Below are 17,377 nucleotides of genomic sequence, written 5' to 3' on the forward strand. Positions count from 1 at the left end.
TCAGCCGCCACCCGAGAAGCCATGCGCAAACGAGCCGAAGCCGCCGCGCGTGACGCCACTGGAGCCGGAATCGGACGAGGTCCCTGACGAGGAATGGCTTGAGGAGTCGCTGCTGTAGAAACTCGAACGCGAGGACCAGTGCGAGCCGCTGCTCGACGAGCTGCTGCTGCAGTTTGTCGTCTGCATCGGCGCCGCTGCCCCGGGGACTGATGCCGCGGGGACTGACGCCCCGGGGACTGACGCCCCGGGGACTGACGCCCCGGGGACTGACGCCCCGGGGACTGACGCCCCGGGGACTGACGCCCCGGAAGGAGAGGGGTCGCAGTTCCGACGTGGCATCAGCGTATAGGCGGTGGCGCCGACCGCGATTGTCCCCATCACCAGCAGCGCGACATGGCCCGAGCGCTTCACCGGCTCGCGCGGCGGCAGCGGCAGGGCCGCCGGCCGGCGCTTGCCGAACTCCTTGTTGGGCGGCTTGTTCGCCATATCAGTAGATCATGCAGGCAGCGTTCAGGAGGCCCGCGGCGAGCGAGGACAGGCCGAGCCAGATCGCGGGGGCGAGCTCGCCGGCGGCGATTCGCCCCGACAGGTTCGGCACCGGGATTTTCACGATGTAGAACACGGCGACCTGCACGATGAGCGCGATTGCAGCCCAGATCAGGCAATCCAGCACGTTGGCCGAATGCGCGATCGCGCTGAACAGCGGCGCCACGAAGCCAAGCAGGCTGAGGCCGAGCGCAATTGCAGCCGCAGGATCGTTGTCGCGAATCAGCTGGAATTCGTTGTGCGGCGTGATCCGCGTGTAAACGAAGAGATATGCCACGACCGCCACCAGCCCGGTGCAGAAATAGACCAGGAAGGCGGGCAGGCCGGCGAGCGATTGCAGGATCATGGGGAGGTCCGACGTTGGCGCCGCGAATTCTGGCACGATCGCTTCGTCGCCGCATCGGTCGAACAGGTTCGATCCCCAGGAACAGGCCTGCTCTGGAGGCGCTCGCCGCTGGTGCGGCTACGATCGAGGCGCTGGAGGAATTGACCCGGCGCTGACATGAGCTGGCGAGTGCCTGACGCCCCCAAAAAACAAAACCCCGCCATTTGCGGCGGGGTCCAGGCTGGGAGGAGCGAGCCCGACAAGGGCGCGCGACGTAAACGGATCAGGCGGGGATGCGCTCTTCGTGCTCGTGCGGCTCGCGCAGCACGTAGCCGCGGCCCCACACGGTCTCGATGAAGTTGCGTCCCTCGGAAGCATTGGCGAGCTTCTTGCGGAGCTTGCAGATGAAGACGTCGATGATCTTCAGCTCGGGCTCGTCCATGCCGCCATAGAGGTGATTGAGGAACATTTCCTTGGTGAGGGTCGTGCCCTTGCGGAGCGAGAGCAGCTCCAGCATCTGGTATTCCTTGCCGGTCAGATGCACGCGCTGGCCACCGACTTCGACCGTCTTGGTGTCGAGGTTGACGACGAGGTCGCCGGTCTGGATGACCGACTGGGCGTGACCCTTGGAGCGGCGCACGATCGCGTGGATGCGGGCAACCAGCTCGTCTTTATGGAAGGGTTTGGTCATGTAGTCGTCGGCGCCGACGCCGAGACCCTTGACCTTGTCCTCGATGCCGGCGAGGCCGGAGAGGATCAGGATCGGTGTCTTGATCTTGGAGACCCGAAGCTGCTTGAGCACGTCGTAGCCGGACATGTCGGGCAGGTTGAGGTCGAGAAGGATAATGTCGTAATCGTATAATTTACCGAGATCGACGCCTTCTTCCCCCAAATCGGTCGTGTAGACGTTGAAGCTCTCAGACTTCAGCATCAGCTCGATCGACTGCGCGACGGCGCTGTCATCTTCAATCAGCAAAACGCGCATGCCAGTTCCCCATAGTCGCCGCTCCTGGGCGTCAGGTCGGCCGCATTCGCGGCACTCAACAAAACGCCTTTGAACAACTGATTCGGATCCTGACAACAGATGGTTAACAAATCCTGATTCTGGAACGCAAGTCCCCCCGGTGCAATTTTTGTCGAATCGCCCTAAGGTCTTGCGCTGAAGCAGCTTTCGTTATCCGGCTCCGTTCAAGTTCCACTTTAAGAGACGGACCTAACCGACTCCCGCGACTCAGCCTTCTTCTGAAGGGGAGCCACGCTCAGTCACAAAGACAGTGACGCAATGATTAATGATGCGGGTAAACACGGAGTTAAGCGCCGTTCAGAAATATGGCGAAACTTAAGGTTTCGCCATGAAGGCCCGAATGAGGAAGGCGCGTCCCCTATGAAGGCCCTCTTATGAAGGCTGCCCTATGAAAGCTCTTGCCGAACAGATCGGCGATATCGACGGCGTCAATATCTATGGCCGTGTGGTCGGCGTGCGCGGCCTGATGGTCGAGGTCGCCGGCCCGATCCACGCGATGTCGGTCGGTGCGCGGCTTGTGATCGAGACCGGCGCCAACCGTTCCATCCCCTGCGAGGTGATCGGCTTCTCCGGCAACAACGCTGTCGTGATGCCGTTCGCCGGCCTCGACGGTGTGCGTCGCGGCTGCAAGGCCGTGATCGCCAATGCCGCCAATCAGGTCCGTCCGTCGTCGGCCTGGCTCGGCCGCGTCGTCAATGCGCTGGGCGAACCGATCGACGGCAAGGGGCCATTGCCGCAAGGCGCTTCCCCGATGCCGTATCGCAATTCGCCGCCGCCGGCGCATTCGCGCAAGCGCGTCGGCGCGCCGCTCGATCTCGGCGTGCGCGCGATGAATACGTTCCTCACCTGCTGCCGCGGCCAGCGCATGGGCATCTTCGCGGGCTCCGGCGTCGGCAAATCGGTGCTGCTGTCGATGCTCGCGCGCAACGTCGATGCCGCGGTCAGCGTCATCGGACTGATCGGCGAACGCGGTCGCGAGGTGCAGGAATTCCTGCAGGACGACCTCGGAGAGGAGGGCCTGGCGCGCTCCGTCGTGGTGGTCGCGACCTCCGACGAGCCGGCCCTGATGCGGCGGCAGGCCGCGTATCTGACGCTCGCGGTCGCCGAATATTTTCGCGACGAGGGTCAGGACGTCCTCTGCCTGATGGACTCGGTGACGCGTTTCGCCATGGCCCAGCGCGAGATCGGACTGTCCGCCGGCGAGCCGCCGACCGCCAAGGGCTATACGCCGACCGTCTTCACCGAACTGCCGAAGCTATTGGAGCGCGCAGGTCCCGGCCTTGATGTCGGCGCCATCACCGCGATCTTCACGGTGCTGGTCGACGGCGACGATCACAACGAGCCGATCGCGGACGCCGTCCGCGGTATCCTCGACGGCCACATCGTGATGCAGCGCTCGATCGCCGAGCGCGGCCGCTACCCCGCCATCAACATCCTCAAATCCGTCTCCCGCACCATGCCGAAATCGGCCGATCCGCAGTTCTGGCCGACCATCCAGAAGGCGCGGGCGGTGATGGCGACCTACGCCGACATGGAGGAGCTGATCCGGCTCGGCGCCTACCGGGCCGGCTCCAGCCCCGAGGTCGACGAGGCGATCCGGCTGCACGAGCCGCTGGAGGCCTTCCTGCGCCAGCGCAAGGACGAAAATGCCTCGCTGGCCGACGGCTACCGCCAGTTGGCGCAAATCCTCGGCAATTTGGAAACGGAACGCTAACTTTGTCCCGTCATCATCCGATCACACAAAGTAGCAGAGCCGGTCTTGGCCCCATCGGGCCTGTGGGGAGACTGGTGTCGTCCCACGTGCAGCTAGGGGACTTCTGGGGAGTACGAGTCGATGAAGTCACGTGATACCCTCATCCGCCTGAAGAAGTTTCAGGTCGACGAGAAGCGCCGCCGGGTCGCCCAGATCGAGTCCATGATCGCCGACTTCCAGCGGATGTCGACCGATCTGGATCGCGAGATCCAGACCGAGCAGGACCGCGCCGGGATCAACGATCCCGCCCATTTCGCCTATCCGACCTATGCCAAGGCTGCCATCCAGCGCCGCGAGAACCTGACCCGCTCGGCCGACGAGCTGAGAGGCCAGCTCGAGGAAGCCAAGGCCGCGCTCGGCGAGGCCTTCGAGGAACTGAAGAAGGTCGAGCTCCTGGACGAGCGTGACCAGGCCCGCGAGCGCGCCGAGGAAAACGCCCGCGAGCAGGCCGATCTCGACAGCATCGGCCTGATGCGTTCCCGCATCGGCGCCGTCGCCTAAACGGCATCTAGAGCCTTTTCCGTTCCGATGGAATCGGAACGGGGCTCTAGATTCTTGTTTTGACGCGTTTTCTTTACGCGAACCGGTATCCACTTCGCTCGAAAACGCTCTAGCGGTCAAAACCGACGAGAATTTGCGAGCCCGGACCCGCAAGGTCCGGGTTTTTGCGTGTGCCGTCCACAGCGTGGTTCGCCGCCCCTTGGTGACGGGCTTGGCTGCGCGCTATGGTAGTGGCGCGCAGGGGTCGGCGCGGATGCGACGGGGCCGCGCGTTGGGGGGCTGAATGCTGACGCCAGCAGAGCTGGTCGGGCTGATTGAGGCGGTGGCGAAGCGCGATCAGGCCGCGTTCGAGCGCCTCTACGGCGCCACGCGCGCGAAACTCTATGGCGTCGTCCTCCGTATCTTGCGCCGACAGGATCTCGCAGAGGAGGTCATTCAGGAGACCTACGTCAAGATCTGGAACAGCGCCGGCCAGTTCAATCCGACGCTGTCATCGCCGATCACGTGGATGGCGTCGATCGCGCGCAACCGCGCCATCGATATCGTGCGCAAGAAGACGGAGGCCTCCATCGAGGAGGAACCGCAGGCGATGGAGGTCGCCGCCGACAGTCCCGATCCCCTGGCGCGCCGGGAGATGTCCGAGGAATTGAAGCGGCTGCTGGAATGTATTGGCCGCCTCGAGCCGGACCGTCAGCGGCTCGTGCTTCTCGCCTATTACAACGGCTGGAGCCGCGAGCAATTGGCGGAGAAATTCGCTGCGCCCGTCAACACGGTGAAGACGTGGCTGCGGCGCAGCATGCTGGATATCCGGGAGTGCCTCGGACTATGAGGGTGGTTTTGGACCGCAATTGATGGCCTACAGCGAGGACCATATCGCGCTCGCCGCGGAATATGCGCTCGGCACACTCGATGCCGACGAGCGCGCGCAGGTCGCGACCATGATGGCGGTGGACCAGGAGTTCGCCGCTATCGTGCAGGCCTGGGAATTCCGGCTCGGCGTCCTCAACCAGATGGTCGGCACCATCGAGCCGCGGCCGATCGTGTGGGAGAACATCCAGCGCGAGATCGCGCAGGCAATATCGTCGCAGGATTCGTCAGGGACGCCACCGGTGCTGTCGGATGCGCCGCCGCCACCGCCGGAGTTCTATTCACCGGAGCCTTCATCGCCCGAATCTTCGACGACAGAGTCTCCGGCGCCAGAGCCTCCGCCGCCCGAATCCAATTCCGATGCCATTCCGATTTTCCCGCCGCAGTTCGTGCCGCAGACCCACGCGCCAGACCCCCGCGTTGCGCCCGTCACGCCGGCGCCGGTCGTCGACGACAGCAACGTGATCTATCTAGAGAGCCGCGTGAAACGCTGGCGCACCATCGCCTCCGCCGTGGGCGCGCTCGCGGCCGCATTGCTGGTGACGCTGTCGCTTCAGATCTTCCTGCCCGATGCGTTGCCCGGCGTGCTGCGGCCCGCACCGCGCATTCAGACGGTCGAGGTGAAGACGCCGGCCGCGCCGCTGTCTTCGCCCGCGCAATATGTCGCGCTGTTGCAGGGCCAGAGCGGCGGCCCCGCCTTCATCCTCACCATTGACGGGGCGACCAAGAACTTCACGGTGCGCAAGGTCGGCGCGACGCCGGAGCCGGGCAAGAGTTTTGAGCTCTGGCTGATCTCCGACAGGCTGCCGCGCCCGCGTTCGCTGGGCGTGATCGGCAGCGGCGACTTCACCGCGCGTCCGGTCCTCGCCGGCTTCGATGCCGATGTCGTCAACGGCGCGACCTATGCCGTCACCGTCGAGCAGTCGGGCGGCTCGCCCAATGGTCAACCGACCTCGGCGCCGGTGTTTTCCGGCAAGCTGATCGAGACCGTGCCGCCGTCCCAGCCGCAGGTGCCGGCGAAGAAGTAGCCGCCGCAAGGGCGCATAATTGTCGCTGCGGTCCATTTCGCCGTCGCAATCCGACAAGTCCTGCTGAATCCACCTGTGATTTGAACCTCCATCCATTTCACGGCGTCAAATCCCCGGAATTTGCAGTCGGCGCCGCCGATCATGGTGCCGGAGAGGGGCTAGAAATCAGATGGATGCAGCCAAGCCGCCGGGCATCTTTGTCCACCAATATGCCGGCCTGCCGCAGGGGCCGGCGTTCGAGCATTGGCGCGACCGGGCCTTGGGGTCTTGTGGCCTCGAGATCGGACCAAGCCAGGGCGACAGCATCGATTGCCGGCTGCAGATCAGCGTGGTCGACAATATCGCGCTCGCCATTCCCGAAGGTGCCTCCGCACGATATGCGCGCACGCAGAGCGGGCTCGCCGACGGCAGCGACGATCTGGTGCTGATCGCAGCCCATACCGGCCTCGTCAGCGTCCGGCAGAACGGCCATACGGTTGAGCTTGCGCCGGCGCAGATGGTTCTCGCCGACATGAGCATCACCGGCAGCGTCGGTCACACCGACGAGAACCGCTTCACCACCATCCGCATGCGGCGCCGCGCGCTGCTCGACATCAATCCGCGCGCCGAGGAGAAGCTGTCCCAGGTTCTGTCGGACGGCGCGGTGGCCGAGACCATCTTCCGCTATCACGCGCTTGCCGCCCATCACGCGCCGCATCTCGACGCTGTCGGCCAGCGCCTGACCGCGCAGCACATGGTCGATCTCGTCGGCCTCCTGCTTGGCACCGACGCCGAGCACGCGGCGCTCGCGCGCGGTCGCGGCCATGCGGCGGCCCGTCTCGATCTGATGCGCGCCGACGTGATGGCCGCACTCGGCCGCAACGATCTCTGCCTGTCCGAGGTCGCCACCCGCTCAGGGCTCAGCCCGCGCCAGGCGCAGCGGCTGTTCGAGCAGGCCGGCACCACCTTCACCGAATTCGTGCTCGAGCAGCGCCTGCTGCTCGCACGCAAATTGCTTGGCGATCCCCGCGCGCGGGCGCGCAAGATCAGCGACATCGCGCATTCCTCGGGCTTCGCCGACCTGTCCTATTTCAACCGCGCCTTCCGCAAGCGTTTTGGCGCGACGCCGTCGGAACTGCGCGAGGCCTGAGGCCCGATTTTGCGCAGCGGCGCACTGCTGCCGCAGTTGGTCGATCCGGATGAATGAGCTATATCTGTCTGCACGAGACAGATCGCCGGATTCCAGGGAACAGCGAAGTCAACGGACATGGCGCGTATCGTCGTGCTCGGCGCCGGGTTTGCGGGCCTGTGGGCGGCCATCGGTGCCGCGCGCCTGCGTGACGAAATCGGTGCCGCCGGCCGTGACATCGAGATCCGCGTCGTCGACCGCAATCCCTATCACAACATCCGCGTGCGTAACTACGAGGTCGACCTCAGCGAGGTCGCGCTGCCGCTTCCGCAGCTGCTCGATCCGATCGGCGTCACGCACGGTCTCGGCGAGGTCGAGGCGGTCGATCCGGCGCGGCGCCAGATCTCGCTGGTCACAAGCCGCGGTGAGGAGACGCTGAGCTACGATCGCCTCGTGCTTGCGCTCGGCAGCGAAGTGATGCGGCCGGATGTTCCGGGCCTGGCCGAGCATGCGTTCGATGTCGACACCTATGCCGCGGCGCTTCGTCTCGAGGATCATCTCATCTCGCTCGGGCGCAGCGCGCCGTTGCCGGGACGGTCGACAATCGTGGTGGTCGGCGCCGGCTTCACCGGCATCGAGGTTGCCGCCGAATTGCCTGAACGGCTGGTGCGTGCGGGCATCACCGGCAGCCGCCGCATCGTCCTGGTCGATCCCAATTCCGCGGTCGGTGCCACGATCGGCGCGCAAGCTGGTGCCGTCATCGAGACGGCGCTGTCGTCGCTCGATGTCGAAACGCGGCTCGGCGTGCGCGTCGCGTCGGTCGAGGCTGCCGGTGTTCGCTTGAGCTCAGGCGAATTCATCGCAACGCAGACGGTGATCTGGTGCGCCGGGCTGCGTGCGAGCCGGCTCGCCGAAAACTTTCCGGGCGCGCGCGACCGCCTCGGGCGCCTTCTGGTCGATCCCTTCATGCGGGTCGCGGATCTGCCCGGCGTCTTTGCCGCCGGCGACGTCGCCTCCAGTGTGGTCGATGGCTTGCATCCGACCGTGATGTCCTGCCAATTCGCTCGCCCGATGGGCCGTTTCGCCGGTCACAATGTGGTGGCCGATCTGGTCGGCCAGCCGATGCTGCCGCTGCGGATCGACTGGTACGTCACCGTGCTCGATCTCGGCGATTGGGGCGCGCTCTACACGGAAGGCTGGGATCGCGAGGTGCGGACCACGGGCGCCGCCGCCAAGGCGACCAAGCAGACCATCAACCGCAAGCGCATCTATCCCCCGCTCACCGGCAGCAAGGATGATCTCTTCGCCGCCGCCGCTCCCACGGTGCAGGCACCGCCGCCGACTTATGGGGCGACACGTCGTTGAGCCGGGCCGTGCATCCATAAACCAAGCGAAACGCTGCGACGAAGGCGCGATGTCCGCTTTGTCGCTATGGCGGCACAACGCGGTGGGGGCATCGCCGACGTTAACCCTGTCGACAAATGATCCCTAAGCGGGTCGGCAGCCGCCAACAAGTTGCCTTTTTGGGGCGGAGAATTTTCAGCGGCACCAACTCAGATTGGAGGCACATTATGCTGAGAACGGCGTTGTTGGGCCTCGTTATCCTGTTGGGCGTAGGAGCACTGTCAGCCATGGAGTTGAGAGCTCCACGGCACAGCGCAGTTGCGGCCGTCCAGCCCCTTGCCGAGCCAAACGCGGACACCAATTCACATGGCGTGTTGGCGAAGGCGGACCGCCTTGAAGTTATCGCTCTGAGCAGCGAGAGGCCGACAGAGGCTGTTTCAGTCGACGAACGCATTGTCCTGCCAGAAGACGTTAGTATCGATTCGTCGGAGCCTCCGAGGCCGATCGCCCGTCGTCGGCACGATACGAAGAAGGCCGCTACCGCCGCACGCCCCAAGCCGAAGCCAAAGGCAACCGTTATCAAACGAACTGCCATTTTCCAGCGTTCAAAGCCCGTCAGCGGTACCGAGCCCTGTCGGCTTATGGCCTTTGGTGGCTTGCGTAAGGCGTTGAATTCGGCCGCCTGTGAAATCTGACGGCCCCTACGAGCATGGCAGATCGAAGTCGAACAATCTGTGTTCGTGGTCCGCCATGGGCAAAGCGGAAGTCTGGGCTGCCAAGTCCTTGGTCTGCTCTGTCTTTGATCGCCGACATGCCAAGCTTTCACGGCATGTCGGCTCGGGGGCCAATAACCGACACAGCGTGGGCAGGCAGACCGCTCGCGATCACTGGTTTGGGCGACCTAGCAATTCTCCCGCCGGAACGGGTCATCCGATCTCGCATTTGGTCTTCATGGATCGGCTGCTCTTGACCATCATTATCGTCGGGTTGGCCGTGCTTGTCAGCCGCCTTCTCCTGCTCTTGCTGTGGGTGGGTTGATTTCTGGTGACCTTCAGCACCTCGGCTATCGCATTCCGAGTACCATTCCCATGACTTCCGTAAAATTCCGAGCGCCTAGCTTGCGCATGATGTTCGCGCGATGAAACTCCACAGTGCGTGGACTGATTAGAAGCACGCGCGCCACTTGCTTGTTGGAAGCCCCTTTGACCAATTGCGTCAGAATGATTTTTTCCCGGTCGCTCAAGGATCCATTTCCGGGAAACTGATTCGACAGAAAGTCCGCTGGGTTCAATCGTGGCGTATTCGTTTCGTCATCTTTGGGGCTCTCAAGAAATTCCCATTTGCCGTTGCGGATGCTAATTGAGATGTCATGCGTGCGTGCGACGTCCAGCATGTCAGCCGCCCGGCTTTCACCCAATGAGTACGTGCATAAGATGATCATCCTCCGCCCAACCAGCGCACCGTTAAGTGCAGCTTCGTACTCACAGAAGCTTTGCCAGATGGGCGTGTGGCACCAGAACGCATTGCCGCTGACCCGCACCCCTGCAAAGCCTCGCGCAAGCGCTTCGTCATGCTTGGCGTTCCAGGCGTCGGTGATACGCTGGGGGTCGAAGTCGCCTCCCGGGAGATACCACTCGTAACCCGGAACGATCTCAATCCGGTTTTGACGAAGATAATGCTCGAAATCCGGAATGGACTCGCGCAGACCTTTAATTGCCATCTCCTGGCTGAGGGGCCCCGAAAGAGCCCAAATGCAGAACTCGCCGTCCGCAAGACCTGCGCCAAAATATCCGGCGTGAACGTCGAGAAGGTCCTGCGCTGTTTCATAAAATAAGCAGGCGTGGGTCCCCCAAGGCTTATCACCAAGCGGCCGGATACCGGTCCGACACAAACCCTGAGACTTTGTCGCAGACGTTTTAGGCTCAAACATCGTTAAGGTAGCTCGTTCGACAGGTAACGCAGAGCCCCCCAGTCTCGCGACCTCGTAGTTGCACGAGTTGTTAAATCGATCAAACGGCCATACTAGCCATCACAGGTAATTGATCGAACCGGACGATTGCTGCATCGCGAGTGAGAAATTGGATTTCGGTACGAGCAGAGAGGGCAGATTCAAACAATGCTAAGGCCGCCTTTCCCCGCCGCTCTGAATGGAGAAGGTGGCGGATGCTTCTCGGCGGGTTCCGCGCAGTGACGGCTCGCGGAATTCGTAACCGCCTTCTGGCAACACTGCCGCCGTCGGACTTCGGTCTGCTCGCGCCCGAGCTTGAGACGGTCACGCTCGAACAGGACGCGGTCCTCTCGCGAGCGGGCGACCAGATCGAGCATGTGTTCTTCCCTCACAGCGGCGCCATCTCGCTGATGTTCGACATGGCGAACGGACAGACGGTCGCCACCGCCGGAGTCGGGCGCGAGGGAGCGGTAGGCGTCCTTTCCGTGCTCGGGCCGTCACCTTCGGCCATTACCGCCATCGTTCGTGCGGCGGGCACCGCCTCGCGGATCCCCGCATCGCGATTTCACGCCGCGTTCAACCGGAGCCCCGCGATCCGGCACGCGATCCAGATGCACATGAGGGCGATGCTGATTCAGTTTCAGCTCGGCACGGCCTGCAATGCGCTGCATCCGGTCCAAGCCCGCATGGCACGCTGGCTGCTCCATTTTCGCGACCACATCGACCATGACGTCCTCCCGCTCACCCAGGAGGCGCTGTCACAAATACTCGGCGTGCGACGAACGACGGTGACGCTCCTGATGCGCAATCTGCGCGCGTCCGGAGCGATCAGATCTGATCGACGAGGCCAGATCGAGATCGACCGATCGCGGCTCGCGGCGGTGGCATGCGAATGCCACGATACCCAGCGTCTCGTGGTCGAGGAGATCTTCGCGATGAATACAGCTTAATCCAAAGTCATGGTTGGGCCGGATGATTGACGCATCTCAAGAGGACCTGTGCAGAAAGGCTGCGAGAAGAATGGCCGCGAGAGCCGTGCGCCACGCGATCATGGAAGACCGCAATTGGCCTTACTGCGCAGCGCACGGCCTGGCCGTGCCCACACACGGCCCATGTCGCCTACGGGTCAAAGGACTAAACCGCTCGCGCGGTAGGGCCAGACAACAAGCAGCACGGCTGAGGGGATAGCGCAACGAGGCGTCCTGTCTTGAGATGAGGGGTTCGCAACCTTCACACAAGACAGGAGCATCCTCATGACCGACGAGGCAATGAGCCCGTTGCGCCGGCGCATGATCGAAGACATGACGATCCGCAAGTTCGCGCCCAAGACCCAACATGACTATGTGCAGCGGGTCAAGGACTTCGCAGCCTTCCTCGGACGATCGCCGGATCTGGCCAGCTTCGAGGACGTGCGCCGCTATCAGCTCCATCTGGCATCGAGCGGCGTCGGCGTGCCGACCATCAACCAGGCGGTCTCGACTTTGCGGTTCTTCTTCAAGGTCACGCTGCGGCGTCACGAGATCGTCGAACACACCCATTTCATCCACGAGCCACGCAAGCTGCCGGTGGTGCTGAGCGTTGAGGAAGTGGCGCGGCTGCTCGATGCGGCACCGGGGCTCAAATACAAGGCGGCACTCAGCGTGGCCTATGGCGCGGGCCTGCGTGCCAACGAGGTCGTCTCGCTGAAGATCTCCGATATCGACAGCAAGCGCATGATCATTCGCGTCGAACAGGGTAAAGGCGGCAAGGACCGCAATGCCATGCTGTCGCCGAGCCTGCTCGACCTGTTGCGCGCCTGGTGGAAGGCGGCGCGCCCACAGGGCTGGCTGTTCCCGGGCCGCGATCCGGCGCAGCCAATGACCACCCGCCAGCTCAATCGTGCCTGCCATGCCGCTGCAGGGATGGCGGAGATCAACAAGCGCGTCTCGTTGCACACTTTGCGGCACAGCTTCGCCACCCACCTCTTGGAGCAGAACATCGACGTCCGCGTCATCCAGGTGCTGCTCGGTCACGCCAAGCTCGATACGACCGCGCTCTATACCCGGGTCGCCACCAAGACGATCAGCGAGGTCATGAGCCCGCTGGAGCACATCGCGGTCAAGCTGAAGGCCCGGCCGCCAGGTTGACGCGAGGCCGGCGTGTCTTGTCCGGCTCTGGAGGTTGCGGATATCTTCCGCGACCGTGGTCCGGCATGGCGACAGGCCCATGCCGGCCACGTCCGCCTCGATCAGTTGAAGGTGATGTCGGCGATCGAGAACTGCCGCACGGCAGCCCTCGGCGGCCATGTCGCGCGCTGCGAAGACTGTGCCTATACGTCCATCGCCTACAATTCCTGCCGCAACCGGCATTGCCCGAAGTGCCAGGGCGCTGCGGCGAAGCAGTGGCTCGCCGACCGCGAGGCCGAGCTGCTGCCGGTGCCGTATTATCACGTCGTGTTCACGCTGCCGGCCCGGATCGCCGACATCGCCTATCACAACAGGGCGGCCATCTACGATCTACTGTTCAAGATCTCGGCCGAGACGATGCTGACGATCGCCGCCGACCCCAAGCATCTGGGAGCCAGGATCGGCATCACGTCCGTGCTGCACACCTGGGGCTCGGCCATGACCCACCACCCGCATGTCCACATGATCGTGCCGGGCGGCGGCATCTCGCCCGACGGAGAGCGCTGGGTGTCCTGCCGGCCGGGCTTCTTCCTACCGGTGCGGGTGCTCTCACGCCTGTTTCGGCGGCTGTTCCTGGAGCGCTTTGCCGCCCTCCACCAAGCCGGGCGCCTAAGCTTCTTCGGCAATGACGCTCATCTCGCCGCGGCGCAACCATTTGCCGCATTTCTTGCAGCGCTTCGCAAGACGAAATGGGTCGTCTATGCCAAGCGTCCGTTCGGCGGTCCCGAAGCCGTGCTGGCCTATCTGTCGCGCTATACGCACCGCGTCGCCATCGCCAACAGCCGCCTGATCGCCTTCGACCAGCACGGCGTCACCTTCCGGTGGAAGGATTACCGGGTCGAAGGCCACGACCGTCTAAAGCAGATGACGCTCGCTACAGACGAGTTCATCCGCCGCTTCCTCATCCACGTCCTGCCAAAGGGCTTCCACCGCATCCGCCACTACGGCCTGCTCGCGCGTAGCGCCTGCGCCGACAACATCGCACGCGCGCGCGAGCTGCTCGCCATCAAGGATCGTGAGCGTGAGCCCACCGAGACCATCGTCGACACCAGCAAGCCGCCGTGTCCATGCTGCGGCGGCCGCATGATCGTCATCGAAGTCTTTGAGCGCGGCGCAACGCCTCGCCACCAGCCGACCGCGCCAACCAGCGCCATCAGGATCGACACCTCATGAGCGCGCAACTGTCGTTCTGCAAAACTGCTCGTCGTGCCCGCCGCCCATCGACCGGCCACGGCGGAATGCGCCAATACGCTCATCGGTCGCCGCCTATCCGACAACAATTTATCGCCTTCGACCCCGTCCCATATACATTCACCTGTCGCGCCACCGTCGCGCAGCTCGCTGCATCGGCTCGAATTCCATCGGCCAACTCGCCCGCAGCGCTCAAATCCCCATAGAGCCTGCCGCACCATTCCTGCCCGCCATGCGCGGTTTCCTCCCTTGGAGGCTTTCGGACGCCGGCCGCCCGAATACGCCGCGCCGTCACTCCAGCGGCCGGCATCCGAAACCCTTCACAAAAGCTGCCGGTCGTCCTGCTGCGCGGCAAGGTCGGCGATGGGCCCACTTCCAGACGTTTGAAGCGAACACAGAGCTACTTATCGAGACGAGCTCGGCGGGCCATGTAGAGGTGAGTTTCGTAGTCCATTTCGAATTCTCCTCCGTGACGATCGACTGCTTTGGAAATGTCGTTGAGCAGCTCTTCGCGCATCGTTGGCGTGAGCATCCGGATATCCGAGCGCGTCCCCATGAAACTGGCGTAGCTTGATGTCGTGTGCGGCCACTTCCATGGATAGCAGCGGCGCTCCACCGGTCCAAACAAGCCCGACTGGTCAAACCAGCGGCTCGTATGTCGCAGGGATGTTCCCTTGAACTGCTCGAGCAATTGGATGGGTAGTCCTGTCGGAACATGTCCGAAGACGGCCAATGATCCGTCACATGCCTGAGTTACAGCACGAAGCCACGAACCGCTGGGTAGGCGCACTGCCTTTGATTTTGTAGCCCACCAATAGTTCTGCGCCCGACACGCAACAGGTGCTGCCCGCCGACTTATGGGCGCGGCGGAATTGAGCCTGGCCGTGCGAAACGATGCGACGAAAGGCAATGTCCGCTTTGCCGCTATTGCGGCTAGGGAAGCGACGGGGACATCCCAATTGTAGCCCTGACTATCGACTTGCCGGCGGTCATTCCGTTGCTCAGCTCTGGGCCGCGGCGTCGTCCACACGACCCAAAGCGGTCACTTGATTTAAAGACCATTTGGTCTATATCTTTCCAATGAGCAACCGAACCTCAGTGCCGTTGCCCCGCGGTCGCCCGCGGAGTTTCGATGCAGAAGCCGCTGTTGAACGCGCGATGGGTGTGTTCTGGTCGCGTGGCTATCATGCCACAGCGCTGCCAGACCTTCTTCGTGTGACGAAGCTCTCGCGTGGCAGCCTTTATGCTGCTTTCGGTGACAAGCACTCGCTCTTCCTGCGCGCGCTCGATCGTTACATTGCCGATGCCGTGACACGGATGGATATCGAGCTTGACCCTCGCAAGGAGCCGGTGGACGGCCTGCGGGCCTATCTTGCTGGATATGTTGACCGCACGAGCGGCGCCCACGGTCGGCGTGGATGTCTGGTGATTGCCACAACCATGGAACTCGCCGGGCGTGACGCTGACGTTAATCGTCGTATCGCGAGCTTTTTCAAAGTCATGGAGGCGCGAGTGGCGGATGCACTTTCCCGTGCGAAGGCGGCGGGCAAGTTAGCCGACGGTGTCGACCCTGCAAATGCTGCCCGCATTCTCGTCTGTTTCGTTGAGGGGCTGCGAGTGATCAGCAAAACGGCGCCGACGGGAGCCATAACCCAAGCCGCGGCCGACGCTCTGCTCGATCGTTTCATCAGGTAAGCAAACCCGGGGCCGTCCCCACGATCGGCGCGTCGATATCTAGACCAATCGGTCTTTAAAGGAGAATACCATGTCCGCGATCCAGATTGTTTGCGCGGTGGCCGTTCCTTTGCTCTGGGGTTATCAGTTCGTGGTCATCAAAGTGGGCATTACGGAGTTTCCGCCGTTCTTCTTCCTAGCGCTGCGTTTCCTGGCCACCGCGCTCCTGCTTATTCCGTTCGTCAAAAAGCCCACGCGTGAACAGCTGCGTCCTATCGCAGCCATCTCGCTTTTTCTTGGTGGACTGAACTTCGGGCTCTTCTACGTTGGTCTAGGGCTCGGCTCGGGAAGCATGACGGCTGTCGCATATTTACTCTCCACACCCTTCACGGTCCTGCTGGCCTGGCCGCTGCTGGCGGAGAGGCCATCTCTCACTACCGTCTCCGGGGTAGTGCTTGCATTTGCCGGCGTCTTTGTGTTGAGGACGGAGCCCGGCCTGTCGTCAAACGGCCTACCACTGCTGCTGGTGGTCGGAGCTGCCTTCGCCTTCGCGGTATCCAACGTCTTGACGAAACGCTACGGCCCTTTCGACCCCTTGATGTTGATGGGTTGGGCGTCGCTGTTCACGGTGCCGCAGGTGATGTTGATGTCGTTGCTCCTTGAATATGGGCAACTGGCGAGCCTCGTCGCTGCGGATGAACGTGGCTGGCTGGCACTCGCCTACACGATTTTTATCGGAGGAATTGTTGGATTTGGCCTTTGGTTCTGGCTGATCGCTCGCTGCTCCATGGGGCGCGTCGCTCCCTTCGGTCTGCTGCTGCCGGTGTTCGCCTTGATGTCGAGCGCATTGTTTCTTGGCGAGCCGATGACCCCGAAGTTGATTGTTGGTGCGCTGCTGGCGATCTCTGGTGTTGCCGTGACCCAGTTTAGGCCGAGCGCTCGACCGGTTTGAGTTCCCGCTGTTGGCCCATCGCTGACCTTGCCGTGCCGCCCGCCGGCCCGACAGCTTCTGACCCGATTCCAGACATTTGAACCGCTACTGATCGAGACCAGTTCGGCGGGCCATGTAGAGGTGAGTTTCGTAGTCCATTTCGAATTCTCCACCGTGACGATCGACCGCTTTGGAAATGTCGTTGAGCAGCTCTTCGCGCATCGTTGGCGTGAGCATCCGAATATCTGAGCGCGTCCCCAGGAAATTGGCGTAGCTTGATGTTGTGTGCCGCCACTTCCATGGATAGCAGCGGTGCTCCACCGGTCCAAATAGTGCCGACTGGTCAAACCAGCCTTTGAATGGACCGCTGGGCAGGTACCAGGCTTCCGGTGGCGGCCCCGAGCGGCCGGTATGACGCAGGGTTATGTCCCTGAACTGTTCGAGCAATGGAGCGGGCAGTCCTGTCGGAACATGTCCGAAGACGGCCAATGATCCGTCAGATGAAAGCAATTTCGCCGCCTTCACGAACCGCAACTCCGGCGAGACCCAGTGCCACGACTGCGCAGCGATGATGAGCCGGAACGGTGCTTTATCCTGTGACCACGCCTCGAACGTCGTCTCGACCAGTTCGACATTACCAAAATGTGCCAAGCTCTCACGCGCAGCGCGGACCATTTCGGGTCCGGGATCGATCGCAACGATCTGCAAATCTCGCGTCGCGAAGCTCTTTGTTGCCTGCCCCGTGCCGCAGCCAACTTCGAGAACGGGATCGCCGGGCTTCAGGTCGGCGTATGAAACCACGTCATCGACGAGAGCTTCGGGATAATCAGGGCGTGAGGCCCTATAGACACGCGCGATCTGATCGAATGTAAAGCGCTGCTCCATGGAGTACTCCGCTTCATCAGGGTTGTGAACCTAGCCAAGCAAAGCCATTCGTTGTCAAGGCATCGCCGCCCGTTCTACAAGCCCTAG

Annotated in this window: 17 protein-coding genes; 11 read left to right on the forward strand and 6 right to left on the reverse strand. The window is 62.9% G+C overall.

The genetic code is table 11. The annotated features are described in order from the left end of the window. The 3 genes from JJC00_RS09590 to ctrA all read right to left on the reverse strand — a co-directional run bounded on the left by JJC00_RS09590 (position 1) and on the right by ctrA (position 1,856). Positions 1–486, reverse strand: a complete 486-nt coding sequence (locus JJC00_RS09590; protein ID WP_200472340.1) for a hypothetical protein — start codon at positions 484–486, stop codon at positions 1–3. Between the two features lies 1 nt (position 487). Beyond that, positions 488–892: a DUF350 domain-containing protein gene (locus tag JJC00_RS09595; protein WP_200472341.1), complete on the reverse strand. Its 405-nt coding sequence runs from the start codon at positions 890–892 to the stop codon at positions 488–490. Between the two features lie 262 nt (positions 893–1,154). Next, positions 1,155–1,856 (reverse strand): response regulator transcription factor CtrA, encoded by a 702-nt coding sequence (gene ctrA / locus JJC00_RS09600; RefSeq protein WP_008138878.1) that lies wholly within the window; start codon positions 1,854–1,856, stop codon positions 1,155–1,157. Between the two features lie 427 nt (positions 1,857–2,283). On the opposite strand from ctrA, the gene fliI reads away from it, so the two are divergent. The 6 genes from fliI (at position 2,284) to JJC00_RS09630 (ending at position 8,517) form a co-directional block, all read left to right on the forward strand. Further along, positions 2,284–3,609 (forward strand): flagellar protein export ATPase FliI, encoded by a 1,326-nt coding sequence (fliI, locus tag JJC00_RS09605; RefSeq protein WP_200472342.1) that lies wholly within the window; start codon positions 2,284–2,286, stop codon positions 3,607–3,609. Positions 3,610–3,729: 120 nt separating this feature from the next. Beyond that, a complete protein-coding gene (gene fliJ / locus JJC00_RS09610; protein ID WP_027532755.1) occupies positions 3,730–4,149 on the forward strand; it encodes a flagellar export protein FliJ in 420 nt (139 codons plus the stop codon). Between the two features lie 283 nt (positions 4,150–4,432). Beyond that, complete coding sequence (locus tag JJC00_RS09615; RefSeq protein WP_195800050.1) at positions 4,433–4,978, forward strand: sigma-70 family RNA polymerase sigma factor; 546 nt, start codon at positions 4,433–4,435, stop codon at positions 4,976–4,978. Between the two features lie 22 nt (positions 4,979–5,000). Next, positions 5,001–6,044, forward strand: a complete 1,044-nt coding sequence (locus tag JJC00_RS09620; RefSeq protein WP_200472343.1) for an anti-sigma factor — start codon at positions 5,001–5,003, stop codon at positions 6,042–6,044. Between the two features lie 169 nt (positions 6,045–6,213). Next, a complete protein-coding gene (locus tag JJC00_RS09625) occupies positions 6,214–7,173 on the forward strand; it encodes a helix-turn-helix transcriptional regulator (RefSeq protein WP_200472344.1) in 960 nt (319 codons plus the stop codon). A gap of 117 nt (positions 7,174–7,290) precedes the next feature. Further along, positions 7,291–8,517 carry an NAD(P)/FAD-dependent oxidoreductase gene (locus tag JJC00_RS09630; protein WP_200472345.1) on the forward strand — a complete coding sequence of 409 codons (1,227 nt, stop codon included), beginning with the start codon at positions 7,291–7,293 and terminating at the stop codon, positions 8,515–8,517. A 1,042-nt stretch (positions 8,518–9,559) separates the two neighbouring features. Here JJC00_RS09630 and JJC00_RS09635 read toward each other — a convergent pair. Then, positions 9,560–10,426, reverse strand: a complete 867-nt coding sequence (locus JJC00_RS09635) for an MEDS domain-containing protein (protein WP_200472346.1) — start codon at positions 10,424–10,426, stop codon at positions 9,560–9,562. 233 nt (positions 10,427–10,659) lie between these two features. On the opposite strand from JJC00_RS09635, the gene JJC00_RS09640 reads away from it, so the two are divergent. The 3 genes from JJC00_RS09640 to JJC00_RS09650 all read left to right on the forward strand — a co-directional run bounded on the left by JJC00_RS09640 (position 10,660) and on the right by JJC00_RS09650 (position 13,782). After that, a complete protein-coding gene (locus tag JJC00_RS09640) occupies positions 10,660–11,394 on the forward strand; it encodes a Crp/Fnr family transcriptional regulator (protein WP_200472347.1) in 735 nt (244 codons plus the stop codon). A 303-nt stretch (positions 11,395–11,697) separates the two neighbouring features. Then, entirely contained in the window at positions 11,698–12,570 is an 873-nt protein-coding gene (locus tag JJC00_RS09645) for a tyrosine-type recombinase/integrase (RefSeq protein ID WP_200472348.1), read from the forward strand. 12 nt (positions 12,571–12,582) lie between these two features. Then, complete coding sequence (locus JJC00_RS09650) at positions 12,583–13,782, forward strand: IS91 family transposase (protein ID WP_200472349.1); 1,200 nt, start codon at positions 12,583–12,585, stop codon at positions 13,780–13,782. A gap of 418 nt (positions 13,783–14,200) precedes the next feature. Here the strand turns inward: JJC00_RS09650 and JJC00_RS09655 are convergent, their stop codons facing one another. After that, positions 14,201–14,491 carry a hypothetical protein gene (locus tag JJC00_RS09655; RefSeq protein WP_200472350.1) on the reverse strand — a complete coding sequence of 97 codons (291 nt, stop codon included), beginning with the start codon at positions 14,489–14,491 and terminating at the stop codon, positions 14,201–14,203. Between the two features lie 467 nt (positions 14,492–14,958). Between JJC00_RS09655 and JJC00_RS09660 the strand changes: the two genes are divergently transcribed. Both JJC00_RS09660 and JJC00_RS09665 read left to right on the forward strand, forming a co-directional pair. Then, entirely contained in the window at positions 14,959–15,495 is a 537-nt protein-coding gene (locus JJC00_RS09660) for a TetR/AcrR family transcriptional regulator (protein WP_433996499.1), read from the forward strand. Between the two features lie 70 nt (positions 15,496–15,565). Continuing rightward, positions 15,566–16,426: a DMT family transporter gene (locus tag JJC00_RS09665; protein WP_200472351.1), complete on the forward strand. Its 861-nt coding sequence runs from the start codon at positions 15,566–15,568 to the stop codon at positions 16,424–16,426. 84 nt (positions 16,427–16,510) lie between these two features. Here JJC00_RS09665 and JJC00_RS09670 read toward each other — a convergent pair whose 3' ends face one another. Then, positions 16,511–17,290 (reverse strand): class I SAM-dependent methyltransferase, encoded by a 780-nt coding sequence (locus JJC00_RS09670; protein WP_200472352.1) that lies wholly within the window; start codon positions 17,288–17,290, stop codon positions 16,511–16,513. Positions 17,291–17,377: the final 87 nt, after the last annotated feature.

Origin of the sequence: Bradyrhizobium diazoefficiens, assembly GCF_016616885.1 — a bacterium.
GTDB classification, from domain to species: domain Bacteria; phylum Pseudomonadota; class Alphaproteobacteria; order Rhizobiales; family Xanthobacteraceae; genus Bradyrhizobium; species Bradyrhizobium diazoefficiens_F.